Raw genomic sequence first — 25,601 nt, forward strand, 5'->3', positions numbered from 1 at the left:
TTGCGTGCATGCTCGCTAGTCTAGGGACGCCCGTGCCAACCGGTATTGACGTGCATCAAGCGCCGCTCAATGGCCCATCAGCCAGTGCTGGTGCGGGCCGGGCAGGGTCCACAGGCCAAACGCGATCACCAGCAGGCCACCGGCCGCACGCACTCCGCGCCGGCGCAGCAGCTGGCGAGTGCGCTCGGCGGCCAGGCCGGTGGCCAGCAGGACCGGCCAGGTGCCCAGGCCGAAGGCCAGCATCAACAGCGCGCTGCGGCCGGCGTTGCCCTGGCTGGCGGCCCATAGCAGGGTGCTGTACACCAGCCCGCAGGGCAGCCAACCCCATAGCCCGCCCAGCAGCAACGCCCGCGGCAGGCTGCTGACGGGCAGCAGGCGCCCGGCCACGGGCTGGATCAACCGCCACAGGCCACGGCCCAGGCGTTCGATGTGCACCAGGCCGCTCCACCAGCCGCCCAGGTACAGGCCCATGGCAACCAGCAGCAGCGCCGCCACCACCCGCAAGGCCATGGCTGCGGGGCTGGTGGCCAGCGCCCAGCCGGCCAGGCCCAGCAGCAGCCCGGCGCAGGCGTAGCTGCCGATGCGCCCCAGGTTGTAGGCCAGTAACAGGCGCAGGCGGCGGCCGCGCTGCTCGGGCGGGATGGCCAGGGTCAGGGCGCCCATCAGGCCGCCGCACATGCCCAGGCAATGGCCGCCGCCCAACAGCCCGAGGATCAGCGCCGACACCAGTTGCGGGGCCAGCTCAAGCATGGGGCGGCGCCTTGTCCTTGAGGGCGTTGTCCTTGGCGGTGTTGGCCTCGTCGACGGCGGCCTGGTGGCGTGGGTCCTGGTCGTCGAACAGGATGCTGTGGGCCGGGCCGTCGAGGTCGTCGTACTGGCCGCTGTCCACCGCCCAGAAGAACACGTAGATGGCGATGGCGACCACCACCAGTGCGGCGGGAATCATGATGTAGAGGGCGGGCATGCAAGCTCCGGTGTCGCAAGGGTGGTGGGCGTCGCCGCCGGGCGTCGGGGCGCGGGCATCCGGGCCAGGCGCAGGGCGTTGAGCACCACGGTCAGGGAGCTGGCCGACATGCCCAGTGCCGCCCAGATCGGCGTGATCAGCCCGGCGGCGGCGAAGGGCAGCATCAGGCCATTGTACAGCGCCGCCCACACCAGGTTCTGGATAATCACCCGGCGGGTGCGACGGGCCATGTGCAGGGCCTGCACCAGGGTGGCCAGGCGGTTGTTGAGCAGCACGGCGTCGGCGCAGGTGCGGGCCAGGTCCGTGGCGCTGCCCATGGCCACGCTGACATCGGCGGCGGCCAGCAGCGGCACGTCGTTGACGCCGTCGCCCACCACCAGCACCTTGCGGCCCTGGCCGCGCAGGCGCTGCAGCACGGCCAGCTTGGCGTCCGGCGCCAGGCTGCCCTGGGCCTGGTCGATGCCCAGGGCGGCGGCGACGCCGTGGACCATGGGCGAGCTGTCGCCGGACAGCAGCCAGGTCTGCCAGCCGCGGGCACGGCAGGCGTCCAGCAAGGCCTTGGCATCCTCGCGCAGGCGGTCATCGAGGCCGAACCAGGCCAGCGGCTGGCGGTCGTCGGCCAGCAGCAGCCACTGGCCGTGGTCGTCGGGTGGCATGGGGGCCGGGCTGGCGCTGAGGGCGCAGGCCCAGGCCGGGTTGCCGATGCGCAGCGGTTGACCCTCGACGCAACCCTGCAGGCCCAGGCCCGGCTCGCTGCGCACTTGCTCGGCCACCAGTCGCGCGTGACCGAAGGCACGGGCGATGGGGTGTTCTGAGCGGCTTTCCAGCGCGGCAGCCAGGGCCAGGCTATGGTCACCGTCCAGGTGCGCCAAGGGCTTGATGCTGGTGAGTTGCAGGCGGCCCTCGGTGAGCGTGCCGGTCTTGTCGAAGATTACCGTGTCGACCTGGTTCAGGCCTTCCAGCACATGCCCGCGGGTCAGCAGCAGGCCCAGGCGGTGCAGGCTGCCGGTGGCGGCGGTGAGGGCGGTGGGGGTGGCCAGCGACAGCGCGCAGGGGCAGTTGGCGACCAGCATGGCCAGCACCACCCAGAACGCGCGGTCGGCATCCAGGTGCCACCACAACAGGCCGATGGCCGCCGCGCAGCCCAGGGAAAACAACAGGAACCACTGCGCCGCGCGGTCGGCCAGCTGCGCCAGGCGCGGTTTCTGCGCCTGGGCGCGTTCCAGCAGGCGGACGATGGCCGACAGCCGGGTGTCGCTGCCCAGCGCCGTGACTTCGACGGTCAGGCTACTCTCGACGTTGAGGGTGCCGGCGGTAACGCTGTCGCCGGGCTGGCGCGGCAGCGGCAGGTATTCGCCGGTCAGCAGCGACTCGTCGACGCTGGACTGGCCGTGGAGGATGCGGCCGTCGGCAGGAATCACCGCGCCGGGCAGCACCTGCACGCGGTCGTGCAGGGCCAGTTCAGCCAGCAGGATGCGCTCGGCATGGCCTTGGCCATCCAGGCGCAGGCACGAGGGTGGCAGCAGGTTGACCAACTGCGCGGTGGCCGCCGCCGTGCGTTCGCGGGCGCGGCGCTCCAGGTAGCGGCCGGCCAGCAGGAACAGGGCGAACATGCCCACGGCGTCGAAGTACAAATCGCCGCTGCCGCTGATGGCGGTCCAGATACCCGCCAGGTAGGCGCCGCCGATGGCCAGCGACACCGACACGTCCATGGTCAGGTGGCGGGTGCGCAAGTCGCGCAGGGCGCCCTGGAAGAATGGCGCGCAGCTGTAGAAGACGATGGGCGTGGTGAGGAACATCGCCACCCAGCGCAGGATGGTGTGCAGCTGCGGGCTGAGGTCGATGTTGAATTCCGGCCAGGTGGCCATGGTCGCCATCATCGCCTGGAACCACAGCAGGCCGGCCACCCCCAGCTGGCGCAGGGCGCGGCGGTTGTCGGCGGCCAATTGCTCGGCGGCGCGGTCGGCCTGCCACGGGTGGGCGGCGTAGCCGATGTGGCGCAGCTCGGCGAGCAGTTGGCTCAAGGTGTGCTGGTCGTCCGCCCATTGCACGAACAGGCGGTGGTTGGACAGGTTCAGCCGCGCCTCGACCACGCCTGCCAGGCTGCGCAGGTGTTTTTCGATCAGCCAGCCACAGGCCGCGCAGGTGATGCCTTCGACCATCAGGGTGGTGTCGCGCAGCGGGCCCTGGGCGTGGACGAAGCCCTGCTGCACATCGGCGCGGTCGTACAGCGCCAGTTCGTCGGGCAATTGGCGGGGCAGTGCCTGGGGGTTGGCCGAGGCCTGGTCGCGGTGCTGGTAATAGCTGGCCAGGCCACCGTCGACGATGGCCTGGGCCACAGCCTGGCAGCCCGGGCAGCAGAAGTCGCGCGGCTGGCCCAGCACCGTGGCCGTGAACGGGCGGCCGGGTGGCACGGGGAGGGCGCAGTGGTAGCAGGCGGTAATCATGGTTGCATCAACGCTGCGGTGCTTCGGCGGCCTGCAGGGGCTCGTCGCCCAGGGTCAGGGGCTTGTCCGGGGTGACTTGCTCTTCCTCGAACAGGCGCCAGGTCTTGCCGCCCTGTACGCCTAGCAGCTCGACGAAACGCCGGCCCTGTACCTGGTCCACCACATGGCCCACGTAGCGGCCGTTGCCGGCGGCGTTCAGGTCGATGCGACGGTCTTTCTCCGGCTGCGTCGGCGACACCAGGTTCAGGGTGATTTGCGCTGGCTGGCTGGCGCCGCTGAGCTGCACGTCGACCTCGCCGGTGAGGCTGTCCAGGGTCACGTCGGCGCGCTGCTTGAGGTCCACCGCCAGCTGCTCGCGCTCCAGCGAGCGGGCGATGCCCTTGCCGGCCTCGTAGTAGTTGTCGGTAACCAGGTTGTCGGGGTGCTCCACGGCGATGGTCACCATGGACAGGGTGAGGGCTACCGAGCAGGCCAGCATGGCAATGAGTATCCACGGCCAGAGGTGCTTGTACCAAGGGGTGGCGGCGTCAGCCGTGGCGTTGAACATGGGGGTTCCTTAGCGTACTTGGGGGCCGATGAAACGGCTTTTGGCCTGCACATGCACCGCGCCGTCGTCGGCGTCCTTGAGGCTGAAGTACACCTCGTTGGTGCTGGAAGGCAGTTGTTCGGGGGCTACCGACAGCTCGGCGGGCAGGCTGACGATGTCGCCGGCCGCCACGCGGATTTCGTTGCGGCCCTGCAGGCGCAGGTCGGGCAGGCCGCTGGCCTCGATCACGTAGGTATGCTCGCGCTGGTCCTTGTTCATGATCTTCAGGCTGTAGACGTTCTCGATGCGCCCTTCGGCGTTCTCGCGGTACAGCACGCGGTCCTTGCTCACGTCGAAACCCACCAGCGAGCGTGTCAGGAACGCCCCGGCCAGCACGCCCATCATCACCAGCAGCACCACGGCGTAGCCGATCAGCCGTGGCCGCCACTTGTGCGTCTGCTGGCCGGACAGGTTGTGCTCGGTGGTGTAGCTGATCAGCCCGCGCGGGTAGTCCATCTTGTCCATGATGCTGTCGCAGGCGTCGATGCAGGCGGCGCAGCCGATGCACTCGATCTGCAGGCCGTCGCGAATGTCGATGCCGGTGGGGCACACCTGCACGCACATCGTGCAGTCGATGCAGTCGCCCAGGCCCTGGGCCTTGTAGTCCGCGTCCTTCTTGCGCGGGCCGCGTTTCTCGCCGCGGCGCGGGTCGTAGGAGACGATGAGGGTGTCCTTGTCGAACATCACGCTCTGGAAGCGCGCGTAGGGGCACATGTAGATGCACACCTGCTCGCGCAGCCAGCCGGCGTTGCCGTAGGTGGCCAGGGTAAAGAAGCCGACCCAGAAGTACGACCAGCCGTCGGCGTGGCCGCTGAAGAAGTCCCCGGCCAGCTCGCGGATGGGCGAGAAGTAGCCGACGAAGGTCATGCCGGTGACGAAGCCGATCAGCAGCCACAGGCCGTGCTTGGCGGCCTTGCGCCCGAACTTGCTGGCGCTCAGGGGCGCCTTGTCGAGCTTGATGCGCTGGTTGCGGTCGCCTTCAGTGACCTTCTCGCACCACATGAAGATCCACGTCCACACGCTTTGCGGGCAGGTGTAGCCGCACCACACGCGGCCGGCGAACACGGTGATGAAGAACAGCCCGAAGGCGCTGACGATGAGGATGCCCGACAACAGGATGAAGTCCTGCGGCCAGAAGGTGGCGCCGAAGATGTAGAACTTGCGCTCCGGCAGGTTCCACCACACCGCCTGGTGGCCGCCCCAGTTCAGCCACACGGTGCCGAAATACAACAGGAACAGGAACGCCCCACCCACCCGCCGCAGGTTGCGGAACACCCCGGTGAAGGCCCGGGTGTAGATCTTCTCCCGCGACGCATACAGGTCGACGCTGTCGCCTTTCGCGGCCGGCGGGGTGACATCATGTACCGGAATCTGCTTGCTCATCAGTGAGCCTCACGGTGGGGCGCGGTCTTAGATCCTGTAGCAGCGGCCGTTAGGCCGCGTCACAGGCGCCGCATAGTGCCAGGCACGGCCAGTGTGTTGCCGGACGCCACCTGACGGCAGCTGCTATGGGTTACTCCTGGGGCTTTTCGTCTCCGTGGGAAAGGCTGTACACATACGCCGCCAGCAAATGCACCTTGTCCTTGCCTTGCAGCAGTTCCTGCGCCGGCATCTGGCCCTGGCGGCCATAGCGGATGGTCTGTTGCAGCTGGGCGAAGCTTGAGCCGTAGATGAACGCCTGCGGGTGGGTGAGGTTGGGGGCGCCCATGGCCGGCGTGCCCTTGCCTTCGGGGCCGTGGCAGGCCACGCAGTTGGCGGCGAAGATTTTCTGGCCGTTGGCGGCGTCGGCCTTGGCGTCGTCGGGCAGCTTGCGGCCGTCGAGCTGGCTGATGACAAAGGCAGCGACGTCGGCCACGCCCTGTTCGCCAATCACCTCGGCCCAGGCCGGCATCACCGCGTGGCGGCCGCCCAGGATGGTGGTCTCGATGGTGGCGGGCTCGCCGCCCCAGCGCCAGTCCTCGTCCGTCAGGTTGGGGAAGCCGTAGGCGCCCTTGGCGTCGGAACCGTGGCACACCGAGCAGTTGCTGGCGAACAGGCGGCTGCCCATTTTCAGCGCCTGCGGGTCCTTGGCCACCTCTTCGATGGGCATGGCCGCGAACTTGGCGTAGATCGGCCCGAAGCGGGCGTCGGCGCGGGCCATTTCCTTTTCCCACTCGTGCACGCCGGTCCAGCCGGTCTTGCCGTCGGAAAACTGCTTCTTGGTGTCGTTGTCCAGGTACTGGTAGCCGGGCAGCAGGCCGGTCCAGCTGCCCAGGCCGGGGTACAGGCTCAGGTAGCCGAGGGCGAAGATGATGGTGCCCACGAACAGCATGAACCACCACTTGGGCAGCGGGTTGTCGTATTCCTCGATGCCGTCGAACGAGTGGCCCACGGTTTCCTCGGTGGCCTCGCTGCGCTGCCCGCGGCGGGTGGAGAACAGCAGCCAGGTCAGGGACACGATGGTGCCCAGGGTGAGGACGGTTACGTACAGACTCCAAAACGTTGTCATTGCTTGTCACTCCTGGACGCGCGCGCTTGCGCCTGGGCTTGTTCCACCTTGGCGATGGCGTCGGGATCATCGGCGAACGGCAGCAAGGTGGCTTCGTCGAAGTCCTTCTTGCGCCGCCCGCTGAACACCCACAACGCCAGGCCGATAAAGGCCACCATCACCACGACGGTGCCCAGGCCTCGGATGGTTCCGATATCCATGTGCGTCACCGTTTGCTCTTGATGAGGGTGCCAAGGCCTTGCAGGTAGGCCACCAGTGCGTCCATTTCGGTCTTGCCCTTGACGGCCGCCTCGGCGCCGGCGATGTCGGCGTCGGTGTAGGGCACGCCCAGTTCACGCAGCACTTGCATCTTCTTCGCGGTCAGGCTGGCGTCCACCTTGTGCTCCACCAGGAACGGGTAGGCCGGCATCACCGACTCGGGCACCACGTTGCGCGGGTTGTACAGGTGCGCGCGGTGCCAGTCGTCCGAGTAGCGCCCGCCCACGCGGGCCAGGTCCGGCCCGGTGCGCTTGGAGCCCCACAGGAAGGGGTGGTCCCACACGCTTTCGCCGGCCACCGAGTAGTGGCCATAGCGTTCGGTCTCGGCGCGAAACGGCCGGATCATCTGCGAATGGCAACCCACGCAGCCGTTGGCGATGAACACGTCGCGGCCTTCCAGCTCCAGGGCCGGGCGCGGCTTCATGCCTTCGATGGGCTTGTTGGTGACGTCCTGGAAAAACAGCGGGACGATCTGGGTCAGGCCGCCGATGGCCACGGCGATGACCATGAAGAAGGCCAGCAGGCCGATGTTCTTCTCGAGCACTTCATGTTTCATCAGTGAGCCCCCACGACGGCGATCTGGGTGGCCGCCTCAGCTTCTTCAGGCGTGGAGGCGCGCACGGTGCGCCACACGTTCCAGGCCATCAGCAGCATGCCGCTGGCGAAGAACGAGCCGCCCAGTGCCCGCACGATGTAGCCAGGGTGGCTGGCCTGCAGGGCCTCGACGAAGGAGTAGGTGAGCGTGCCGTCGTCGTTGATGGCGCGCCACATCAGGCCCTGGGTGATGCCGTTCACCCACATGGAGGCGATGTACAGCACGGTGCCGATGGTGGCCAGCCAGAAGTGCGCGTTGATCAGGCCGATGCTGTGCATCTGCGCGCGGCCGAACAGTTTCGGGATCATGTGGTAGACGGCGCCGATGGAGATCATCGCCACCCAGCCCAGGGCCCCGGCGTGCACGTGGCCGATGGTCCAGTCGGTGTAGTGAGACAGCGAGTTGACCGTCTTGATGGCCATCATCGGGCCTTCGAAGGTGGACATGCCGTAGAACGCCAGGGACACCACCAAAAAACGCAGGATCGGGTCGGTGCGCAGCTTATGCCAGGCGCCCGAGAGGGTCATCATGCCGTTGATCATGCCGCCCCAGCTGGGCGCCAGCAGGATGATCGACATCACCATGCCCAGCGACTGCGCCCAGTCGGGCAGGGCGGTGTAGTGCAGGTGGTGCGGGCCGGCCCAGATGTACAGGGTGATCAGCGCCCAGAAGTGCACGATGGACAGGCGGTAGGAGTAGATCGGCCGCTCGGCCTGCTTGGGCACGAAGTAATACATCATGCCCAGGAAACCGGTGGTGAGGAAAAAGCCCACGGCGTTGTGGCCGTACCACCACTGGATCATGGCGTCGGTGGCGCCGGCGTAGGCCGAGTAGGACTTGAACAGGCTGACCGGCAGCGAGATGTGGTTGACGATGTGCAGCATCGCCGTCACCAGGATGAACGCGCCGTAGAACCAGTTGCCCACGTAGATGTGCTTGGTGTTGCGCTTGACGATGGTGCCAAAGAAGGTGATCGCGTAGCAGATCCACACGATCGCCAGCAGGATGGCGATGGGCCATTCCAGCTCGGCGTATTCCTTGGTGGTGGTGTAGCCCAGTGGCAGGGTGATGATGGCGCTGACGATCACCGCCTGCCAGCCCCAGAACGTGAACGCCGCCAGGCCGTCGGAAATCAGCCGCGTCTGGCACGTGCGCTGCACCACGTAGTAGGACGTGGAAAACAGTGCGCAGCCGCCGAAGGCGAAGATCACCAGGTTAGTGTGCAGGGGGCGCAGGCGGCCGAAGGTGGTGTAGGGCAGGTCGAAGTTGAGCTGCGGCCAGACCAGTTGCGAGGCGATGAACACCCCCAGGCCCATGCCGACGATTCCCCAGACCACCGTCATGATGGCGAACTGCCGGACCACCTTGTAGTTGTACGCAGTCGGAGCGATTACTGTGCTCATAGCGGGTTATCCACGGTTCAGGTGTTGTTATTGAATTTATAAACCGGCCGCAGTATGGAGAATGCAAAGGGGTGATGCAAGAGTTGCTAGCAATCATGGCTAGCAATTCTTGTCGGTCGCTCCGACGTCCACGTGGCGGGCCTTCCAGCGTAGCTGGGGGCTTTGCCGGGGTCGCTGGCGGAGGGGTTTCTGAACATCCGGAAACATATCCGTCCAGCCCAGTTTTCAACGCTATGAGCTTAGTCGCTGTGTGGACATACCGCACGCGGGCGCTGCCGCGTGGCGGCACCGACGTGGCATCATGGCGGCCGTTATTTTTTCACGGTGGAACCAGCATGAAAGAGCCGCAGCCTTGCTGCATTGACCAGGATCAATTGGCCGCGTTGGCCCAGGCCCGGGGCTGGCTGTGGAACGCGCCACAGGGCGCGCCTGTGGCCTGCCTGATACTGGCCCACGGCGCCGGCGCGCCCATGGACAGCGGCTTCATGGCCAGCATCAGCGAGCAGCTGGCGGCCAGGGGCGTCGGCGTGTTGCGCTTCGAGTTCCCCTACATGGCCCAGCGCCGCCTGGACGGCGGCAAGCGCCCGCCCAACCCCAAGCCCAAGCTGCTGGAGTGCTGGCGCGAGGTGTACACCGAGGTGCGGCCGCTGGTGACCGGCACCCTGGCGATCGGCGGCAAGTCCATGGGTGGGCGCATGGCCAGCTTGTTGGCGGACGAGTTGGGCGCTGCGGCGCTGGTGTGCCTGGGGTATCCGTTCTATGCCGCGGGCAAACCGGAGAAACCAAGGGTTGAGCATCTGGCGGCGCTGGCGACGCAGACCCTTATCGTGCAAGGCGAACGCGACGCGCTGGGCAACCGGGCGGCCGTGGAGGGGTATGTGTTGTCAGGAAAAATCGAGCTGTGCTGGCTGGTGGCGGGGGATCATGACCTCAAGCCATTGAAGGCGTCGGGGTTCAGCCATGAGCAGCATATCGAGGCAGCGGCGCAGGCGGTCGCGCAGTTTCTACGCTGACCCGTGGCAGCGATTGTCTTGAAACGGCGTCGTCTGCATCGCGACTAAAGTCGGCTCCTACGCCGTACGTGGTAGGAGCCGGCCTTGGCCGCGATACAGGCGACGCGATCTACGAGGTACACGGGGCCCCGTAGCAGCGGCCCGAAGGCCGCGTCACAGGCACCGCGTGATTCCTGACGCGGCCTTTGGCCGCGGCTACGAGAGTTTTAGCGGTTGAAGCGTTCTACCAGCGAGTACTGGCTGTGCGCGGTGCGAGTCAGTTCTTCGCTCAGCAGGGCGGAGTTCTGCGCCTGCTCGCTGGTCTGGTCGGCCAGGTTGGCGATGGTGCTGATGTTGCGGCTGATCTCCTCGGCCACCGCGCTCTGCTCCTCGGTGGCAGCGGCGATCTGGGTGGTCATGTCAGTGATGTGCGCCACTGCCTCGCTGATACCCACCAGCGCCTGGTCGGCCTCCAGCACCCGTGTCACGCCTTCTTCGGCCTGGCGGTGGCCGGCTTCCATGGTCTGTACGGCGTTGCCGGCGGTCTGCTGCAGCTTGGCGATCAGCGCGTGGATCTGACCGGTAGACTCGCTGGTGCGCTGCGCCAGTTGGCGCACTTCGTCGGCGACCACGGCGAAGCCACGGCCCATCTCGCCGGCACGGGCGGCCTCGATGGCGGCGTTTAGCGCCAGCAGGTTGGTCTGGTCGGCGATGCCCTTGATCACGTCCACCACGCCGCCGATCTCGTCGCTGTCCTTGGCGAGCTGGGTCACGGTCTGGCCGGTCTCGCCCACCACCACCGACAGGCGCTGGATGGCTTCGCGGGTTTCGCCGGCAATGCCACGGCCCTGGCTGGTCAGCAGGTTGGCCTGCTGGGTGGCGTCGGCGGTGCGCTGCACGTGGCTGGCCACTTCCTGGGTGGTGGCGGCCATCTGGTTGACCGCGGCGGCCACCTGTTCGGTCTCCACGCGCTGGCGCTCCAGGCCCTCGGAGCTCTGGTGGGCCAGGCCGTCGGACTGCCGGGCCTGGTCGTTGAGGTGCTCGGCGGTGTCCTGCAGGCGGGTGAGGCAGGTCTTCAGGCGGGCGTCCTGGCTGAGGATGGACAGCTCCAGGCGCGCCTGGGCGCCGCGGCTGTCGGTGTACATCTGCGCGATCAGCGGGTCGGAGGTGGTCTGTTCGGCCAGGCGCAGCAGGCGCTTGATGCCCCGTTGCTGCCAGCTCAGGCCCACCAGGCCCAGCGGCACCGAGAGCAGGGCGGCCACGGCGAAGCCCCACCAGCTGCCCAGCCAGCTGCCGATCAGGAAGCCGACCTGGCTGACCAGAATGAACGGTAGCCAGTCCTGCACCACCGGCAACCAGCGGTCGCGGCGCGGCACGGCGGACTTGCCGCTGTTCAGGCGTTCGTAGAGTGATTGGGCGCGACGAATCATCTCGGCGCTGGGCTTGACCCGCACCGACTCGTAGCCCACCACCTGGTTGTTGTCGAAGATCGGTGTGACGTAGGCGTTCACCCAGTAGAAGTCGCCGTTCTTGCAGCGATTCTTGACGATGCCCATCCACGGCTGGCCCTGGCGAAGGGTGGCCCACATGTGCTCGAACACTGCCGCTGGCACGTCCGGGTGGCGCACGGTGTTGTGCGGCGCACGGATCAACTCGTCACGGGAAAAGCCACTGATCTCGACGAACGCGTCATTGCAGTAGGTGATCATTCCTTTGGCATCGGTGGTGGAAATCAGGCGCTGCTGGGCAGGAAACGTCCTTTCGCGCTGGGTGACGGGCTGGTTGTTACGCATGGCTGTGGGGTTCCGCAAGGCTTTCACAGGTTGTCGGCCGCGGCGCCACAAAATTGAAATTAAATTTCCCTGGTAGTCGCCACGGAACGTGCGACGCGCCCAATCCGTAGCAGCGGCCGCAGGCCGCGTCAGGCAGCCAGACGCCGCCTGCGGCAGCTGCTACGGGATCAAGGGGTCATGAGGCGATCAGCTGGCGCAGCACGTAGTGCAGGATGCCGCCGGCCTTGAAGTACTCCACCTCGTTGAGGGTGTCGATGCGGCACAGCACCGTCACGTTTTCCTGCTTGCCGTCCTCATGGCTGATGCGCAGGGTCAGGTCCATGTGCGGGCGCAGGTCGGCGCCGCTAAGGCCAGTGATGTCGAGGGTTTCGCGCCCGCTCAGCTTCAGGGTCTTGCGGCTCTGGCCATCCTTGAACTGCAGCGGCAACACGCCCATGCCCACCAGGTTGGAGCGGTGGATGCGCTCGAAGCTCTCGGCGATCACCGCCTTCACGCCCAGCAGGTTAGTGCCCTTGGCCGCCCAGTCGCGGCTGGAGCCGGTGCCATATTCCTGCCCGGCGATGACCACCAGCGGCGTGCCGTCGGCCTGGTAGCGCATGGCCGCGTCATAGATGGCCAGGCGCTCGCCCGTGGGGATGTAGTAGGTGTTGCCGCCTTCCTCGCCGTTGAGCATTTCGTTGCGGATGCGAATGTTGGCGAAGGTGCCGCGCATCATCACTTCATGGTTGCCGCGGCGTGAGCCGTAGGAATTGAAGTCGCGCGGCTCCACGCCTTTCTCCCGCAGGTAGCGGCCGGCGGGGCTGTCGGCCTTGATGTTGCCGGCGGGGGAGATGTGGTCGGTGGTCACCGAGTCGCCCAGCAGCGCCAGCACGCGGGCGCCCTGCACGTCGACCACCGGCTTGAGCGCACCGGTGATGTCGTCGAAGAACGGCGGGTGCTGGATGTAGGTGGAGTCGTCCTGCCACACATAGGTGGCGGCCTGGGGCACCTCGATGGCCTGCCACTGGGCGTCGCCGGCGAACACCTCGGCGTACTCCTTGTGGAACATCGCGGTGTCGACGCTGCGCACCGCGTCAGCGATTTCCTGCTGGCTGGGCCAGATGTCGCGCAGGTACACCGGCTTGCCGTCCTTGCCGGTGCCCAGGGGTTCGCTGCTGATGTCGATGCGCACGCTGCCGGCCAGGGCGTAGGCCACCACCAGCGGCGGCGAGGCCAGCCAGTTGGTCTTGACCAGTGGATGTACGCGGCCCTCGAAGTTGCGGTTGCCCGAGAGCACCGAGGCCACGGTCAGGTCGGCCTGCTGGATTGCTTTCTCGATGGGCTCGTCCAGCGGCCCGGAGTTGCCGATGCAGGTGGTGCAGCCGTAGCCCACCAGGTCGAAGCCCAGGGCGTCGAGGTACTGGGTGAGGCCGGCGGCCTTGTAGTAATCGGTCACCACTTTCGAACCAGGGGCCAGCGAGCTCTTCACCCAGGGCTTGCGCTGCAGGCCTTTTTCCACGGCCTTCTTCGCCACCAGCCCGGCGGCCATCATCACGCTGGGGTTGGAGGTGTTGGTACACGAGGTGATGGCGGCGATCACCACGGCACCGTCCTTGAGGTGGTGGGTCTGGCCCTGCCAGCTGTACTGCGCCTCGCCGGCCTGGGCAGCGTTGCCCACGGCCACGCCACCGCCGCCTTCGCTTTCCAGGCGGCCCTCGTCCTTGCTGGAAGGCTTGAGCTGCAGGCCGATGAAGTCCGAGAACGCCTGGGCCACCTTGGGCAGCGCCACCCGGTCCTGGGGCCGCTTGGGGCCGGCCAGGCTGGCTTCCACGCTGCCCATGTCCAGCGCAAGGCTGTCGGTGAACAGCGGCTCCTGGCCCGGCAGGCGCCACAGGCCCTGGGCCTTGGTGTAGGCCTCCACCAGTTTTACCGTGGCCTCGGGGCGGCCGGACAGGCGCAGGTAGTCCAGCGTGACCTCATCCACCGGGAAGAAGCCGCAGGTGGCGCCGTATTCCGGGGCCATGTTGGCGATGGTGGCGCGGTCCGCCAGGGGCAGGTCGGCCAGGCCGTCGCCGTAGAATTCGACGAATTTGCCCACTACGCCTTTCTTGCGCAGCATCTGGGTGACGGTGAGCACCAGGTCGGTGGCGGTAATGCCTTCCTTGAGCTTGCCGGTGAGCTTGAAGCCGATCACCTCGGGAATCAGCATCGACACCGGCTGGCCGAGCATGGCCGCCTCGGCCTCGATGCCGCCCACGCCCCAGCCCAGCACGCCCAGGCCGTTGATCATGGTGGTGTGCGAGTCGGTGCCTACCAGGGTATCGGGGAAGGCGTAGGTGCGGCCGTCCTCTTCCTTGGTCCACACGGTGCGGCCCAGGTACTCCAGGTTCACCTGGTGGCAGATGCCGGTGCCCGGCGGCACCACGCTGAAATTGTCGAAGGCGCTCTGGCCCCAGCGCAGGAAGGCGTAACGCTCGCCGTTGCGCTGCATTTCGATGTCGACGTTTTCGCCGAAGGCCTGGTTGTCGCCGTATTTGTCGACCATCACCGAGTGGTCGATTACCAGGTCCACCGGCGACAGCGGGTTGATGCGCTGTGGGTCGCTGCCGGCCTTGGCCACGGCGGCGCGCATGGCGGCCAGGTCGACCACCGCCGGCACGCCGGTGAAGTCCTGCATCAGCACGCGGGCAGGGCGGTACTGGATCTCGCGGTCGCTGCGGCGGTCCTTGAGCCAGGCGGCCAGGGCCTTGAGGTCGTCGCCGGTGACGGTCTTGGCGTCCTCCCAGCGCAGCAGGTTTTCCAGCAGCACTTTCAGGGACATGGGCAGTTGTTGCAGGGCACCCAGGCTCCTGGCGGCTTCGGGCAGGCTGAAATAGTGGTACTGACGGTCGTCGACCTGCAGGGTCTTGAGGGTCTTCAGGCTATCAAGCGAGGGCATGAAATCACTCCTTGGCGGCTGCCGCGAAGGTCCGCACGGCACGGACCCAGGGCATAAAGCGTAGCTAGCTATCATTACACCTGACTGTCCAGGCGTGTCGCCGGTTCCGAACTTCCTTTAGAATGCGCCGATTTCGGCAGCGCGCCAGTGGTGCGCTCGCCATGGCGGCGGCCTACTGTCGGGGCGCCGGTCCAGGAGTGGTTGATGAATACCCTGTTTATGCACTGCCGGCCGGGCTTCGAAGGCGAAGTCTGTTCCGAAATTTCCGAACTGGCCGCGTATTTCGACGTGGCTGGCTACGCCAAGGCCAAGCCGGCCAGCGCTTTCGCCGAGTTCGTCTGCCATGAACCGGCGGACCTTGAGCGGCTGATGGACGAGGTCAACTTCAGTGACCTGATCTTCCCGCGCCAGTGGGCGCGTGGCGCGTTCGTGGAACTGCCGGAAACCGACCGCATCAGCGTGCTGCTCGGTGCCTTGGGCGCGTATCCGACCTGCGGCAGCCTGTGGCTGGAAGTGCTGGATACCAACGACGGCAAGGAATTGTCGACCTTCTGTCGCAAATTCGAAGGTCCGCTGCGCAAGGCCCTGCTCAAGGCCGGCAAGCTGGTGGAAGACGACGACCTGCCGCGCCTGCTGCTGACCTTCCGCAGCGGCCGCGAGGTGTTCCTGGGCCTGGCCCCGGCGCACAATTCGGCCATGTGGCCCATGGGTATCCCGCGCCTGAAGTTCCCCCGCGAGGCGCCCAGCCGCTCGACGCTGAAGCTGGAAGAGGCCTGGCACCACTTCATCCCGCGCGACGAGTGGGACGAGCGTCTGTCGGAAGACATGACCGGGGTCGACCTGGGCGCTGCCCCCGGCGGCTGGACCTACCAGTTGGTGCGCCGCGGCATGCTGGTGACGGCCATCGACAACGGCCCCATGGCCCAGAGCCTGATGGACACCGGCCTGGTCACCCACCTGATGGCCGACGGTTTCACCTACAAGCCGCGCCCCACCGTGGACTGGATGGTGTGTGACATCGTCGAGAAGCCGGCCCGCAGCGCTTCCCTGCTGGAAACCTGGCTGGGCGAGGGCCTGTGCCGCGAGGCGGTGGTCAACCTGAAGTTGCCGATGAAGCAGCGCTACGCCGAGGTGCGCCGCTTGCTGGAGCGCATCGCCGACGGCTTCAAGGCCCGCGGTATCGAAGTGGAAATCGGCTGCAAGCAGCTGTATCACGACCGCGAGGAAGTGACCTGCCACCTGCGCCGTATCGACACCCCGACCAAGAAGGCCCCGCGCAAGGGGTGACCTGCGCCCGGGCATTGGCTGACAATGCCCGCACGTTTCTGGAGATTTGTATGTCTGAACCTGCTGAACTGGCCGTGGATGGCGTGCTCGACGCCACCGGCCTCAACTGCCCGGAACCGGTGATGATGCTGCACCAGCACGTGCGCGACCTGCCGGCCGGTGGCTTGCTGAAGGTGATCGCCACCGACCCCTCCACCCAGCGCGACATTCCCAAGTTCTGCGTGTTCCTGGGGCATGAACTGGTGGAGCGGCGTGAAGGCGAGGGCACCTACCTTTATTGGATCCGTAAGAAGCTCGATTGATGAGTGTGGGAGCTGGCTTGCCAGCGAGCTGTTGAAGCCCGAAAAGCTCGCCGGCAAGCCGGCTCCCACAATAATCACAACCGATAGAAATCCCGCGCATTGCCCCACAGCACCATCTGCGCACCATCGTCCCCCAGCATGTCCTCCACCAGCCCCAGGTCCTCGACCTGGAACGGCCGCGGCGCCCGCGTGGACGGCAGGTCGGTGCCGAACATCAGTGCGTGGGGATTGGCCGCGTAAATGGCCTGCAACGCCGGTCCCACGGGGAAATCCACCCGGCCGAAGCCGCAGGCCTTCACCCGCACGCCGCGTTCGGCCAGGCGCAACAGCGTGGGCAGGCCGTCACGGCTCAGGCCCAGGTGGTCGATGCTGACTTCCGGCAGGCGCAGCAGGCGCGCCTCCAGCGCGTGCAAATCACGGGAATCGACGTACAGCTCGGCGTGCCAGCCCAGCAGTTCATGCACGCGCTTGGCGAAGGGCTCCAGCTTGTCCAGCTGTTCGGAACCACCGCGCTTGAGGTTGAAGCGCAGGGCGCGCACGCCGTGGCGGTCAAGGTGCTGCAGCTCGGCGTCGGTGGCTGAAGCCGGCAGCTGGGTCACCCCGACATAGCCGGGCCCCAGCCGCGCGAGGGCGTCCAGCAGGTACTGCTGGTCGAACACCTGGAACGAGCCCGACACCACCGCGCCGCCACATACGCCCAGCGGCGCGACCTGGGCCTGGTAGTCGTCCACCGTGTAGGTGGGGGGCAGGTAGCCGTCATTGGCGACCAGCGGGAAGCGCGGGTCAATGATGTGGCAGTGAGCGTCGAATACCGGGCGGGTCATGGCGCGCTCCAGGGCGTGATCAGCGGGCGATGTGGCTCACGTAGGTGCCGGTGCCGTCGAGAATGTTGCGCAGGGTTTCCTCGACTTCAGCCAGGTCTACCTGGCCCTTGTCATAGTGGATCACCAGTTCGGCGTCGCCGTTCAATACGTCGGCGTCATCGGCGGCCAGTTCGAACTTCAGGGTGTGCTCGTCCAGGGTGACCTTGAAGTCGCGCACGTAGCACGGCTCTTCTTCGCCCAGGGTGAATTCCACGTCGTTGTCATCGGCCATGCGGGTGATGAGGATCATGCCGCCTTTTTCATCGTGGCAGCACACCAGCGCCATGTTGTCTTCTTCGTCGTCACAAGGGTTGACCATCAACTGGCTGGCTTGAAATTGCATGATTGTTTCCACGGTAAGAGGGCAGGCAGGGATTCTGACACTGTTTGCGTCGAATCTGAAACCTGTGTGTGCAACGCCCTGTGTAGCTCGTACGACAACTCCGGATTGACCGAATATGTCGCAGCCCTGCAAGTATCGAAGCTGTTGCACTGGGTAAGCTGGGGAGTCGGCAAGCGGTCCATTTTGGTGCAACGTCCAAGGCACCGGTTCGGCCCCTTGCCCTCGGTGCCGGCAACCTCCGGTATCGGGTTTTTCCTCCCCTCTTGCGGCGGGTTGGCTATGGTTGATCCCAGAGGGGAACACACGCGACGCTTCATTCAAAAACAAGCCCAAGCGGAGTACCACAGATGGCGTTCTTCACCGCAGCCAGCAAAGCCGACTTCCAGCAACAACTGAAAGCGGCCCTGGCGCAGCACGTTAGCGAGCAGGCCCTGCCACAAGTAGCGCTGTTCGCTGATCAGTTCTTCGGCATCATCTCATTGGACGAACTCACCCAGCGCCGCCTGAGCGACCTGGCCGGCTGTACCCTTTCGGCCTGGCGCCTGCTGGAGCGGTTCGACCACGCCCAGCCCCAGGTAAGGGTGTACAACCCCGATTACGAACGCCACGGCTGGCAATCCACCCACACCGCGGTCGAGGTGCTGCACCACGACCTGCCGTTCCTGGTGGACTCGGTGCGCACCGAGCTCAACCGTCGCGGCTACAGCATCCACACCCTGCAAACCACCGTGCTCAGCGTACGCCGCGGCGCCGATGGCAGCCTGCAGGAGCTGTTGCCCAAGGGCACCCAGGGCGAGGGCGTGCTGCAGGAATCGCTGATGTACCTGGAGATCGACCGCTGCGCCAACGCCGCCGAGCTCAAGCTGCTGGCCAAGGAGCTGGAGCAGGTGCTGGTGGAAGTGCGCGTGGCCGTGGCCGATTTCGAGCCGATGAAGGCCAAGGTCCGCGAAGTGCTGCAACTGGTGGACCAGAGCCCTTATGGGGTGGATGAAGAGGAAAAGGCCGAGGTCAAGACCTTCCTGGAATGGCTGGTGGCCAACCATTTCACCTTCCTGGGCTATGAAGAATTCGTGGTGGCCAACGACGCCGACGGCGGCCACCTGGTGTACGACGAAAGCTCGTTCCTGGGCCTGACCCGCCTGCTGCGCGCCGGCCTCAGCGCCGATGACCTGCGCATCGAAGACTACGCCGTCAACTACCTGAACGAACCGCTGCTGCTGTCCTTCGCCAAGGCCGCGCACCCCAGCCGCGTGCACCGCCCGGCTTACCCGGACTATGTCTCGGTGCGCCAGCTGGACGCCAACGGCCGGGTGATCAAGGAATGCCGCTTCATGGGCCTGTACACCTCCACGGTGTACGGTGAAAGTGTCCGGCAGATCCCGTACATTCGCCGCAAGGTCGCCGAAATCGAGCGCCGTTCGGGCTTCGATCCCAAGGCGCACCTGGGCAAGGAACTGGCCCAGGTGGTGGAAGTGCTGCCGCGCGACGACTTGTTCCAGACCCCGGTGGACGAGCTGTTCACTACGGTGATGTCCATCGTGCAGATCCAGGAGCGCAACAAGATCCGCGTGTTCCTGCGCAAGGACCCGTACGGGCGCTTCTGCTACTGCCTGGCCTACGTGCCGCGTGACGTCTACTCCACCGAGGTGCGGCAGAAGATCCAGCAGGTGCTGATGGACCGCCTCAAGGCCAGCGACTGCGAGTTCTGGACCTTCTTCTCGGAATCGGTGCTGGCGCGGGTGCAGTTGATCCTGCGCGTGGACCCGAAGAACCGCATCGACATCGACCCGCTGCAGCTGGAAAACGAAGTGGTGCAGGCCTGCCGTTCCTGGCAGGACGACTACGCCAGCCTGACCGTCGAGGCGTTCGGCGAAGCCCACGGCACCAACGTGCTGGCCGACTTCCCGAAAGGCTTCCCCGCCGGCTACCGCGAGCGCTTCGCCGCGCATTCGGCGGTGGTCGACATGCAGCACTTGCTGGCCCTGAACGACAAGCGCCCGCTGGTGATGAGCTTCTACCAGCCGCTGGCGCAGACCGGCAAGCAGCAGCTGCACTGCAAGCTGTACCACGCCGACACGCCGCTGGCGCTATCCGACGTGCTGCCGATCCTGGAAAACCTTGGCCTACGCGTGCTGGGCGAGTTCCCGTACCGCTTGCGCCACACCAACGGCCGCGAGTTCTGGATTCATGACTTCGCCTTCACCGCCGCCGAAGGCCTGGACCTGGACATCCAGCAGCTCAACGACACCCTGCAGGATGCCTTCGTGCACATCGTGCAAGGCGACGCCGAGAACGACGCCTTCAACCGCCTGGTGCTGACCGCCGGCCTGCCGTGGCGTGACGTGGCGCTGCTGCGTGCCTACGCCCGCTACCTCAAGCAGATCCGCCTGGGTTTCGACCTGGGCTACATCGCCAGCACCCTGAACAACCACACCGACATCGCCCGCGAGCTGACCCGGCTGTTCAAGACCCGCTTCTACCTGGCGCGCAAGCTCACCGGCGAAGACCTCGACGACAAGCAGCAACGCCTGGAACAAGCCATCCTCACGGCGCTGGACGACGTGCAGGTGCTCAACGAGGACCGCATCCTGCGGCGCTACCTGGACCTGATCAAGGCCACCCTGCGCACCAACTTCTACCAGCCCGACGCCAACGGCCACGCCAAGTCGTACTTCAGCTTCAAGTTCAACCCCAAGCTGATTCCCGAGCTGCCCAAGCCGGTGCCCAAGTTCGAGATCTTCGTCTACAGCCCACGCGTCGAAGGCGTGCACCTGCGTTTCGGCAACGTCGCCCGTGGCGGCCTGCGCTGGTCGGACCGCGAGGAAGACTTCCGCACCGAGGTGCTGGGCCTGGTAAAAGCCCAGCAGGTGAAGAACTCGGTGATCGTGCCCGTGGGCGCCAAGGGCGGCTTCCTGCCGCGGCGCCTGCCCCTGGGCGGCAGCCGTGACGATATCCAGGCCGAGGGCATTGCCTGCTACCGCCTGTTCATCTCGGGCCTGCTGGACATCACCGACAACCTCAAGGACGGCGGCGTGGTGCCGCCAGCCAACGTGGTGCGCCACGACGACGATGACCCCTACCTGGTGGTGGCCGCCGACAAGGGCACCGCGACCTTCTCCGACATCGCCAACGGCATCGCCATCGACTACGGCTTCTGGCTGGGCGACGCCTTCGCCTCGGGTGGTTCGGCCGGCTACGACCACAAGAAAATGGGCATCACCGCCAAGGGTGCGTGGGTGGGCGTGCAGCGCCACTTCCGCGAGCGCGGCATCAACGTGCAGCAGGACGTGACCACGGTGATCGGCATCGGCGACATGGCCGGCGACGTGTTCGGCAACGGCCTGCTGATGTCCGACAGACTGCAGCTGGTGGCCGCCTTCAACCACCTGCACATCTTCATCGACCCCAACCCGGACCCGGCCAGCAGCTTCGCCGAGCGCCAGCGCCTGTTCGACCTGCCGCGCTCGGCCTGGAGTGACTACAACACGGCGATCATGTCCGAGGGCGGCGGTATCTTCCCGCGCAGCGCCAAGAGCATCGCCATCAGCCCGCAGATGAAGCAACGCTTCGACATCCAGGCCGACAAACTGACGCCTACCGAACTGCTGAACGCCCTGCTGAAGGCTCCGGTAGACCTGCTGTGGAACGGCGGCATCGGCACCTACGTCAAGGCCAGCAGCGAGTCCCATGCCGACGTGGGCGACAAGGCCAACGACGCCCTGCGTGTGAACGGCAATGAACTGCGCTGCAAGGTGGTGGGCGAGGGCGGCAACCTGGGCATGACCCAGCTGGGCCGCGTGGAGTTCGGCCTGCTGGGCGGCGCCACCAACACCGACTTCATCGACAACGCCGGTGGCGTGGACTGCTCCGACCACGAGGTCAACATCAAGATCCTGCTCAATGAAGCGGTGCAGGCCGGCGACATGACCGAGAAGCAGCGTAACCTGCTGCTGGGCAGCATGACCGACGAGGTTGGCCACCTGGTGCTGGGCAACAACTACAAGCAGACCCAGGCCCTGTCCCTGGCCGCGCGCCGTGCCTACGAGCGCCTGGCCGAGTACAAGCGCCTGATGGCTGACCTGGAGAGCCGTGGCAAGCTGGACCGTGCCATCGAGTTCCTGCCGTCCGAGGAACAGCTGGTGGAGCGCGTGGCGAACAACCAGGGCCTGACCCGGGCCGAGCTGTCGGTGCTGATTTCCTACAGCAAGATCGACCTCAAGGAAGCCCTGCTCAAGTCCCAGGTGCCGGACGACGACTACCTGACCCGCGACATGGAAACCGCGTTCCCGCCGTCGCTGGTCAGCAAGTACGCCGAGTCCATGCGCCGCCACCGCCTGAAACGCGAGATTGTCAGCACCCAGATCGCCAACGACCTGGTCAACAACATGGGCATCACCTTCGTGCAGCGGCTGAAGGAGTCCACCGGCATGAGCCCGGCCAACGTGGCTGGTGCCTACGTGATTGTGCGCGACATCTTCCACCTGCCGCACTGGTTCCGCCAGATCGAGGCGCTGGACTACCAGGTGGCCGCCGAGGTGCAGTTGGCGCTGATGGACGAGCTGATGCGCCTGGGCCGCCGTGCCACGCGCTGGTTCCTGCGCAGCCGCCGCAACGAGCAGGACGCCGGTCGCGACGTGGCGCACTTCGGACCGCATATCGCCGCGCTGGGCCTGAAGCTGGACGAGCTGCTGGAAGGCCCTACCCGCGAGGTGTGGCAGACCCGCTACCAGGGTTACGTCGAAGCCGGCGTGCCGGAATTGCTGGCGCGGATGGTCGCAGGCACCAGCCACCTGTACACGCTGCTGCCGATCATCGAGGCCTCGGACGTCACCGGTCACAACGCCGCGGAAGTGGCCCGGGCGTTCTTCGCCGTGGGCAGTTCCCTGGACCTGAACTGGTACCTGCAGCAGATCAGCAGCCTGCCGGTGGAAAACAACTGGCAAGCCCTGGCCCGCGAGGCGTTCCGCGACGACATCGACTTCCAGCAGCGGGCGATCACCATCTCCGTGCTGCAGATGGCCGATGGCCCTGCGGACATGGACGCCCGCGTGGGGCTGTGGGCCGAGCAGCACAAGGGCATGGTGGTGCGCTGGCGCGCCATGCTTGAAGAGCTGAAGGCCGCCACCGGCACCGATTACGCCATGTATGCGGTGGCGAACCGGGAGTTGATGGATTTGGCGTTGAGCGGTACGTCCAACCCGTAAGCTTGCCTGCCTCATGAAAAAACCCGTCGCTTGCGACGGGTTTTTTTTGGCTGCACGCCCTGGGTGTGGCCAGCTGGCGGCCGCGGTGTTCCTGGACGAACGGGTTTGGGTCCAGACGCAGCCTGGCGGCAGCTGCTACGCAGATCACTTGTAGCCGCTGGCGAAGCCTGCGCTGGCCCTGGACCATAAAAAAACCCCGTCACCAGGACGGGGTTTTTCTATTGCTGGTCGGGCTTAGGCCTGAACTACCGGAATGTTCGCGCTGGCAGCAGCCTCGCGGAATTCGGCGATCTGGTCGAAGCTCAGGTAGCGGTAAACGTCGGCAGCCATGCTGTCGATGTTTTTCGCGTACTCCATGTACTCCTCGACGGTTGGCAGCTTGCCCAGGATCGAGGCAACGGCGGCCAGTTCGGCGGAGGCCAGGAACACGTTGGCGCCATCGCCCAGACGGTTCGGGAAGTTACGAGTCGAGGTCGACACCACGGTGCTGTTCGGCTCAACACGTGCCTGGTTACCCATGCACAGCGAGCAGCCCGGCATTTCCATGCGCGCGCCAGCCTTGCCGTAGATGCCGTAGTAGCCTTCCTCGGTCAGCTGGTGGGCATCCATCTTGGTCGGCGGCGACAGCCACAGGCGGGTCGGCAGTTGGCCTTTCACCTGGTCCAGCAGCTTGCCGGCAGCGCGGAAGTGACCGATGTTGGTCATGCACGAACCGATGAACACTTCGTCGATCTTCTGGCCTTGAACGGTGGACAGCAGGCGAGCGTCGTCCGGGTCGTTAGGGGCGCAGAGCACTGGCTCTTTGACGTCGGCCAGGTCGATTTCGATGATTTCGGCGTATTCGGCGTCGGCATCGGCGGCCAGCAGTTCAGGGTTGGCCAGCCAGGCTTCCATTGCCTGGGCACGACGTTCCATGGTGCGCGCATCGCCGTAGCCTTCGCTGATCATCCAGCGCAGCAGGGTGATGTTCGACTTCAGGTACTCGGCGATAGCCTTTTCCGGCAGCTTGATGGTGCAACCGGCGGCGGAACGCTCGGCCGAGGCGTCGGACAGTTCGAATGCCTGTTCAACAGTCAGCTCGTCCAGGCCTTCGATTTCCAGGATGCGACCCGAGAAGGCGTTGATCTTGCCTTTCTTCTCGACGGTCAGCAGGCCTTTCTGGATGCCGTAGTAAGGGATGGCATGTACCAGGTCACGCAGGGTGATGCCTGGTTGCAGTTTGCCCTTGAAGCGCACCAGTACCGACTCCGGCATGTCCAGCGGCATGACGCCGGTGGCAGCGGCGAAGGCGACCAGGCCCGAACCTGCAGGGAACGAGATGCCGATCGGGAAGCGGGTGTGCGAGTCACCACCGGTACCGACGGTGTCCGGCAGCAGCATGCGGTTCAGCCAGCTGTGGATGATGCCGTCGCCTGGGCGCAGGGAAACGCCGCCGCGGGTGCGGATGAAGTCCGGCAGGGTGTGGTGGGTGACCACGTCGATCGGCTTCGGATAGGCAGCGGTGTGGCAGAACGACTGCATGACCAGGTCAGCGGAGAAGCCCAGGCAGGCCAGGTCTTTCAGCTCGTCACGGGTCATCGGGCCGGTGGTGTCTTGCGAACCCACGGTGGTCATTTTCGGTTCGCAGTAGGTGCCAGGGCGCACGCCCTTGCCTACTGGCAGGCCGCAAGCCTTGCCGACCATTTTCTGTGCCAGGGTGAAGCCCTTGCCAGTGTCGACCGGCGCTTCCGGCAGCTTGAACAGGTCGGTTGGGCCCAGGCCCAGCTCGGCGCGCGCTTTTTCGGTCAGGCCACGGCCGACGATCAGCGGGATACGGCCGCCGGCGCGGACTTCGTCCAACAGCACCGGGGTTTTCATTTCGAAGGTGGTGATGACTTCGTCGGTACCGTGCTTGCAAACCTTGCCAGCGTGCGGGTACAGGTCGATCACGTCGCCCATGTTGATGTTCGAGACATCGAATTCGATCGGCAAGGCGCCGGCGTCTTCCATGGTGTTGTAGAAGATCGGGGCGATTTTCGAGCCGAAGCAGAAGCCACCAGCGCGCTTGTTCGGCACGTACGGGATGTCGTCGCCGAAGAACCACAGCACCGAGTTGGTCGCCGATTTACGCGACGAACCGGTACCCACCACGTCACCGACGTAGGCGATAGGGAAGCCTTCGCCACGCATCTGCTCGATTTGCTTCATCGGGCCGATGGAGCCTTGCACGTCCGGCACGATACCGTCGCGGGCCATTTTCAGCATGGCCAGGGCGTGCAGCGGGATGTCAGGGCGCGACCAGGCGTCGGGGGCGGGGGACAGGTCGTCGGTGTTGGTTTCGCCGGTGACCTTGAACACGCGCAGGCTGATCTTGTCGGCCAGCACCGGGCGCTTCTTGAACCACTCGCCGTCGGCCCAGGATTGCAGCACGGCCTTGGCGTGCTCGTTGCCGTTCTTGGCCTTTTCAGCCACGTCGTGGAAGGCGTCGAACATCAGCAGGGTGTGCTTGAGCTGTTCGGCGGCAACAGCGGCCAGCTCGGCGCTGTCCAGCAGCTCAACCATGGTGGCGATGTTGTAGCCGCCCTGCATGGTGCCCAGCAGCTCGACGGCACGTTTCTTGTCGACCAGCGGGGAGGTGGCTTCGCCCTTGGCGATGGCGGAGAGGAAGCCGGCCTTCACGTAGGCCGCTTCGTCCACGCCTGGTGGAACGCGGTTGGTGATCAGGTCGACAAGGACGGCTTCTTCGCCAGCCGGAGGATTCTTCAACAGCTCGACCAGGCCGGCTGTTTGTTCGGCGTTAAGCGGCTGGGGCACGATACCCTGGGCGGCACGCTCTTCGATGTGTTTGCGGTAGGCTTCAAGCACAGTTATTACCCTCATCAGTGGTCCCTGTCCGGGACGCTCATCCAGTCACTTCTGCGCCCATGCACCGCACGGCTTCTCGAGCCGATGAGCCGGGGCTGCAGAAATTCCTTGTAGAAGCTGCTTTCAAAGTTTTACGCCTCCAGAACGGGGAGCTGATGAGGGCTGGCGCCAGGTACTTGTGCCTGCAAATACCTGCGCCAACGCCGTTCTGTCGGATAACTGTGCTCGTGACGCTTTGAAAACAGCTTCTAGCGGACATTGGTGCCTAAAAAGGCAGCGTGATTCTACGGCAAAAAAACAAGAAAGGTAAGTTAA

General features: G+C 65.8%; 18 protein-coding genes. 4 read left to right on the forward strand and 14 right to left on the reverse strand.

The window, feature by feature from the left end:
• Positions 1–66: 66 nt before the first annotated feature.
• The 9 genes from ACWKWX_RS11810 to ccoN form a co-directional block, all read right to left on the reverse strand.
• Positions 67–750 (reverse strand): sulfite exporter TauE/SafE family protein, encoded by a 684-nt coding sequence (locus ACWKWX_RS11810; protein ID WP_416425867.1) that lies wholly within the window; start codon positions 748–750, stop codon positions 67–69.
• Positions 743–964: a cbb3-type cytochrome oxidase assembly protein CcoS gene (gene ccoS, locus ACWKWX_RS11815; protein ID WP_416425866.1), complete on the reverse strand. Its 222-nt coding sequence runs from the start codon at positions 962–964 to the stop codon at positions 743–745. The genes ACWKWX_RS11810 and ccoS overlap by 8 nt, the downstream gene beginning before the upstream one ends.
• Positions 943–3,411 (reverse strand): heavy metal translocating P-type ATPase, encoded by a 2,469-nt coding sequence (locus tag ACWKWX_RS11820; protein ID WP_483827816.1) that lies wholly within the window; start codon positions 3,409–3,411, stop codon positions 943–945. The genes ccoS and ACWKWX_RS11820 overlap by 22 nt, the downstream gene beginning before the upstream one ends.
• 7 nt (positions 3,412–3,418) lie before the next feature.
• Positions 3,419–3,958 (reverse strand): FixH family protein, encoded by a 540-nt coding sequence (locus ACWKWX_RS11825; RefSeq protein ID WP_473003833.1) that lies wholly within the window; start codon positions 3,956–3,958, stop codon positions 3,419–3,421.
• Positions 3,959–3,967: 9 nt separating this feature from the next.
• The gene (ccoG, locus tag ACWKWX_RS11830; RefSeq protein ID WP_483827817.1) at positions 3,968–5,380 is read right to left on the reverse strand and encodes a cytochrome c oxidase accessory protein CcoG; all 1,413 of its coding nucleotides are present in this window, start codon (positions 5,378–5,380) and stop codon (positions 3,968–3,970) included.
• 130 nt (positions 5,381–5,510) lie between these two features.
• On the reverse strand, positions 5,511–6,485 hold the full coding sequence (ccoP, locus tag ACWKWX_RS11835; protein ID WP_416425860.1) for a cytochrome-c oxidase, cbb3-type subunit III: 975 nt from the start codon (positions 6,483–6,485) through the stop codon (positions 5,511–5,513).
• Positions 6,482–6,685 carry a cbb3-type cytochrome oxidase subunit 3 gene (locus ACWKWX_RS11840; protein WP_416425859.1) on the reverse strand — a complete coding sequence of 68 codons (204 nt, stop codon included), beginning with the start codon at positions 6,683–6,685 and terminating at the stop codon, positions 6,482–6,484. The genes ccoP and ACWKWX_RS11840 overlap by 4 nt, the downstream gene beginning before the upstream one ends.
• Positions 6,686–6,690: 5 nt before the next feature.
• Positions 6,691–7,299 (reverse strand): cytochrome-c oxidase, cbb3-type subunit II, encoded by a 609-nt coding sequence (ccoO, locus tag ACWKWX_RS11845; protein ID WP_475507252.1) that lies wholly within the window; start codon positions 7,297–7,299, stop codon positions 6,691–6,693.
• A complete protein-coding gene (ccoN, locus tag ACWKWX_RS11850) occupies positions 7,299–8,741 on the reverse strand; it encodes a cytochrome-c oxidase, cbb3-type subunit I (protein WP_476301058.1) in 1,443 nt (480 codons plus the stop codon). The genes ccoO and ccoN overlap by 1 nt, the downstream gene beginning before the upstream one ends.
• 335 nt (positions 8,742–9,076) lie before the next feature.
• On the opposite strand from ccoN, the gene ACWKWX_RS11855 reads away from it, so the two are divergent.
• Complete coding sequence (locus ACWKWX_RS11855; RefSeq protein ID WP_483827818.1) at positions 9,077–9,754, forward strand: alpha/beta family hydrolase; 678 nt, start codon at positions 9,077–9,079, stop codon at positions 9,752–9,754.
• Between the two features lie 206 nt (positions 9,755–9,960).
• Here the strand turns inward: ACWKWX_RS11855 and ACWKWX_RS11860 are convergent, their stop codons facing one another.
• Together ACWKWX_RS11860 and acnA are read right to left on the reverse strand one after the other, a co-directional pair.
• Complete coding sequence (locus ACWKWX_RS11860) at positions 9,961–11,526, reverse strand: methyl-accepting chemotaxis protein (RefSeq protein ID WP_483827819.1); 1,566 nt, start codon at positions 11,524–11,526, stop codon at positions 9,961–9,963.
• Positions 11,527–11,701: 175 nt separating this feature from the next.
• Positions 11,702–14,443 (reverse strand): aconitate hydratase AcnA, encoded by a 2,742-nt coding sequence (gene acnA, locus ACWKWX_RS11865; protein ID WP_483827820.1) that lies wholly within the window; start codon positions 14,441–14,443, stop codon positions 11,702–11,704.
• A 204-nt stretch (positions 14,444–14,647) separates the two neighbouring features.
• Between acnA and rlmM the strand changes: the two genes are divergently transcribed.
• Positions 14,648–15,730: a 23S rRNA (cytidine(2498)-2'-O)-methyltransferase RlmM gene (gene rlmM / locus ACWKWX_RS11870; RefSeq protein ID WP_483827821.1), complete on the forward strand. Its 1,083-nt coding sequence runs from the start codon at positions 14,648–14,650 to the stop codon at positions 15,728–15,730.
• 50 nt (positions 15,731–15,780) lie between these two features.
• Positions 15,781–16,032: a sulfurtransferase TusA gene (tusA, locus tag ACWKWX_RS11875; protein ID WP_416425851.1), complete on the forward strand. Its 252-nt coding sequence runs from the start codon at positions 15,781–15,783 to the stop codon at positions 16,030–16,032.
• Between the two features lie 74 nt (positions 16,033–16,106).
• Here tusA and ACWKWX_RS11880 read toward each other — a convergent pair whose 3' ends face one another.
• Together ACWKWX_RS11880 and ACWKWX_RS11885 are read right to left on the reverse strand one after the other, a co-directional pair.
• Positions 16,107–16,856 (reverse strand): amidohydrolase family protein, encoded by a 750-nt coding sequence (locus ACWKWX_RS11880; protein ID WP_483827822.1) that lies wholly within the window; start codon positions 16,854–16,856, stop codon positions 16,107–16,109.
• Between the two features lie 19 nt (positions 16,857–16,875).
• Positions 16,876–17,238: a hypothetical protein gene (locus ACWKWX_RS11885; protein ID WP_416425849.1), complete on the reverse strand. Its 363-nt coding sequence runs from the start codon at positions 17,236–17,238 to the stop codon at positions 16,876–16,878.
• Positions 17,239–17,585: 347 nt separating this feature from the next.
• On the opposite strand from ACWKWX_RS11885, the gene ACWKWX_RS11890 reads away from it, so the two are divergent.
• Positions 17,586–22,442, forward strand: a complete 4,857-nt coding sequence (locus ACWKWX_RS11890; RefSeq protein ID WP_483827823.1) for an NAD-glutamate dehydrogenase — start codon at positions 17,586–17,588, stop codon at positions 22,440–22,442.
• A gap of 234 nt (positions 22,443–22,676) precedes the next feature.
• Here the strand turns inward: ACWKWX_RS11890 and acnB are convergent, their stop codons facing one another.
• Positions 22,677–25,286 (reverse strand): bifunctional aconitate hydratase 2/2-methylisocitrate dehydratase, encoded by a 2,610-nt coding sequence (acnB, locus tag ACWKWX_RS11895; protein ID WP_483827951.1) that lies wholly within the window; start codon positions 25,284–25,286, stop codon positions 22,677–22,679.
• Between the last annotated feature and the right edge of the window lie 315 nt (positions 25,287–25,601).

Source organism: Pseudomonas imperatae, from assembly GCF_057128625.1.

Coding starts and splice junctions, on each gene's coding strand:
- ACWKWX_RS11810 (WP_416425867.1), bottom strand. CDS start 750: ATGCTTGAGCTGGCCCCGCAACTGGTGTCGGCGCTGATCCTCGGGCTG.
- ccoS (WP_416425866.1), bottom strand. CDS start 964: ATGCCCGCCCTCTACATCATGATTCCCGCCGCACTGGTGGTGGTCGCC.
- ACWKWX_RS11820 (WP_483827816.1), bottom strand. CDS start 3,411: ATGATTACCGCCTGCTACCACTGCGCCCTCCCCGTGCCACCCGGCCGC.
- ACWKWX_RS11825 (WP_473003833.1), bottom strand. CDS start 3,958: ATGTTCAACGCCACGGCTGACGCCGCCACCCCTTGGTACAAGCACCTC.
- ccoG (WP_483827817.1), bottom strand. CDS start 5,380: ATGAGCAAGCAGATTCCGGTACATGATGTCACCCCGCCGGCCGCGAAA.
- ccoP (WP_416425860.1), bottom strand. CDS start 6,485: ATGACAACGTTTTGGAGTCTGTACGTAACCGTCCTCACCCTGGGCACC.
- ACWKWX_RS11840 (WP_416425859.1), bottom strand. CDS start 6,685: ATGGATATCGGAACCATCCGAGGCCTGGGCACCGTCGTGGTGATGGTG.
- ccoO (WP_475507252.1), bottom strand. CDS start 7,299: ATGAAACATGAAGTGCTCGAGAAGAACATCGGCCTGCTGGCCTTCTTC.
- ccoN (WP_476301058.1), bottom strand. CDS start 8,741: ATGAGCACAGTAATCGCTCCGACTGCGTACAACTACAAGGTGGTCCGG.
- ACWKWX_RS11855 (WP_483827818.1), top strand. CDS start 9,077: ATGAAAGAGCCGCAGCCTTGCTGCATTGACCAGGATCAATTGGCCGCG.
- ACWKWX_RS11860 (WP_483827819.1), bottom strand. CDS start 11,526: ATGCGTAACAACCAGCCCGTCACCCAGCGCGAAAGGACGTTTCCTGCC.
- acnA (WP_483827820.1), bottom strand. CDS start 14,443: ATGCCCTCGCTTGATAGCCTGAAGACCCTCAAGACCCTGCAGGTCGAC.
- rlmM (WP_483827821.1), top strand. CDS start 14,648: ATGAATACCCTGTTTATGCACTGCCGGCCGGGCTTCGAAGGCGAAGTC.
- tusA (WP_416425851.1), top strand. CDS start 15,781: ATGTCTGAACCTGCTGAACTGGCCGTGGATGGCGTGCTCGACGCCACC.
- ACWKWX_RS11880 (WP_483827822.1), bottom strand. CDS start 16,856: ATGACCCGCCCGGTATTCGACGCTCACTGCCACATCATTGACCCGCGC.
- ACWKWX_RS11885 (WP_416425849.1), bottom strand. CDS start 17,238: ATGCAATTTCAAGCCAGCCAGTTGATGGTCAACCCTTGTGACGACGAA.
- ACWKWX_RS11890 (WP_483827823.1), top strand. CDS start 17,586: ATGGCGTTCTTCACCGCAGCCAGCAAAGCCGACTTCCAGCAACAACTG.